This is a genomic window from Marinagarivorans algicola, from assembly GCF_001292705.1.
In the GTDB taxonomy this organism is placed as follows: Bacteria; Pseudomonadota; Gammaproteobacteria; order Pseudomonadales; family Cellvibrionaceae; genus Marinagarivorans; species Marinagarivorans algicola.
The window spans coordinates 1-2,611 of sequence record NZ_LGAK01000090.1 but is presented as its reverse complement, the minus strand read 5'-3'; the positions used below and the strand labels follow the sequence as shown (position 1 = coordinate 2,611).

Genomic DNA, 2,611 nt, shown 5'->3' with positions numbered 1-2,611 from the left:
GTTGTAATAACATCTGTGGTATCAATTTTATTGGCCGCTATCATCGGAACTAAGCCGGCATCGCTATCACCACTCCCGTCCCACGCTACAAAAGAAATCGTTGCATTTGCACTTTGTTCATTTGCTTGCGTCATAGACGCGTCAGGCACATAACGCAGCATGTCGTCATTATCTAATAATAATGCAGCTGTATCACTGACTGAGCCTACATCAGCCCAAGTACCACCACTATTAATTGAATATTGCCATTTGCCTGTACCGCCGTTATTAAGTGACCAAGTATCTTGTGTGAACCCGGTAATTGCTATGGCGTTTTGAACGGCAACGGTTGTTGTAGCGCTTCCGCTTTGTAGTGAAGTTTGTAAAATGCTAGCTACTGTATCCCCGCTTGCATCGCTATTATTTTCATAAATAGTACTGAGTAATAGATTTTCAGGAACCGGACCCTTATCAATACCATCGTTATTAGGGTCAAATTCAGAACTATTATTGTCAACAATAACAATATCCAGCATACCTGCTATAGTCGGATCATTCGCCCGCTCAATCTCAAGCGTAATAGTGCCATTAAAGTTATCTGAAGGAGTAAAATCAACGGCATCTTTAAATAGGTCAAGCACAGGAATAACTACACTGCCATCGGGCTGATTGGCCACTAAACCACCAAAAAATAATGCGATATCGGAGGCATTATTAATTCTTACCGACTCTAAACGCTGCCACACTGCAAGGCCACCACTAAGGTCGTAAGTTGATAATTGATTGCCTGGTGCATCGATAGCTATGGTTAAATAATTCACACCATCACCATCAGGATTAGCAACCATATCAATGGTAATGCCACCCACATGGGCATCTGCAAATTCAGTTAAATTGGTATGATTTGCAGTCACCCCACTGGCTAAACCGGTATCGGTTACTAACGTAGTGCCAAAGGGTACTCCGGCCCAAGAGACTAAATCGGGTGTCACATTACGACGACCAACCGAACTCCCAGATGTTGTATTGAGTGAAAAGTCAATAGTAAAGTCGAGCATATAACGGTTTTGGTTGGCGCCCGATTGCAAACTGCTATCGGCTACTTTGAAATGACCAACAGTAGAGCCCAACGGAATTTCTACGCGAATAAACGCGGAATCTACTTTTTTTTCACTATTATTTGCACCAGCGCCTAGCAAGACATCGTTATTAACCGTATCGCTAACATCCACGACGGTAGTATTGCGCTCGTTAATTAAGGGCGATATAGCACCTTGGCGCTCGCTTTCAACTACAACCCATTGTGTAGACCAATCGCTTTGTACTTCCGCTCGCTGCTCAATGATTAACTCCCCTGCACCATTAAAATACAACTTAGGCCCTAGGCGCGTTACATCTATATCGTCATTGGCACCACCACCTGTAACGGTTTGAGTGCCCGCAATATCCCCAACAACAACCCCTTCGGTGGGTGTTAAAGTTTCATCTAAAAATACAGCTACTGCTGCGCCATCAGTAGTCGTTAAGTCCCCGGGTACCGTGTAGTCCTTGAAAGCCCACGTCGTCACATGGCTATCACCCGCACCATCAACCACATGCACCACACCACTGGCTTTAAAAACAGCACCCACTTTGTTCAACATAATATTGGCTGTAATCATTGACTCAACATTTGAATTACCACCTTCGCCCCCATTCACCGTAATATCAATAATATCTGTTTGTGCTGCGATCGGGAACGATATTACATTGATACCCTCACCTTCTTTAAGTGTTTGCGAGGCTACATTTTTTTGCTTGATCGAGTCGTCACTATCATCAAAATATTTTATATGGTAAGCAAGTTGATCAGGTACAGTAATGCTGCCTTCTGGCACAATTTGTATTGTATTACCGGCAACCGACACGGTCAGATCAAAAACATTGGTATCATACACACCTGCAATCTTAGTGCTTTGCGTTGCTTTGGCTCCCAAAGTCTGATTGGACCAACTAAAAATAGGGTCATCCGGAGAAACTAAAACAACAACCTGACCCCCATGATGATTTCTTTCAAGGTTAACAACTATTTCCCCCAAAAATGCATTTTCATTGTTATTCGAGTCACCTGCCCTCTGAGACCCTAAAATAGTAACAATAGCTGTTGTCGGTGTAAGCCCCATAGCGCCATAATCAAAAGTAACGCTTTGCGTCATACTGGTGGTATAGGCGACATCGACACCAACCACATCAGGAATAAAACCACCATCAATAAAAGATTGCCCAGGCGTTAGAAAATCCGTCACCTTAAATGTACTGTCCTCAGATTTTTCTATTTGTGTTGTTGTAAATGAGTCAGTAAAGGGATCTGCCATCCCTTGCGAAGAATATGCATATAAAAATAATGAAAAAAATACAGCATACAATCTAGAAAATGACATCAAAAAGAGCCTCAAAAGAAACCAGCAAAATGAATATTCACATTAATATATCTCTCAACTACAAATTAATTTCAACAACTATTAGTCAATGCTTAAAATTAATCAAGAGATACAAAAACAGGTAATTAAATAATCATATCGAGTATAGCTGTCTCTATCACTTTTACTGAAAATTAAGAAAAGACATGTAAAAAGAATGTAAAATATTAACT

The 2,611-nt window shown here is 41.3% G+C and carries 1 protein-coding gene; it reads right to left on the bottom strand.

Annotated elements, in window-relative coordinates; all coding sequences use genetic code 11:
- On the bottom strand, positions 1-2,399 hold a 2,399-nt coding region (locus AC438_RS16240), incomplete at its 3' end, for a hypothetical protein (protein WP_156317130.1).
- Positions 2,400-2,611: the final 212 nt, after the last annotated feature.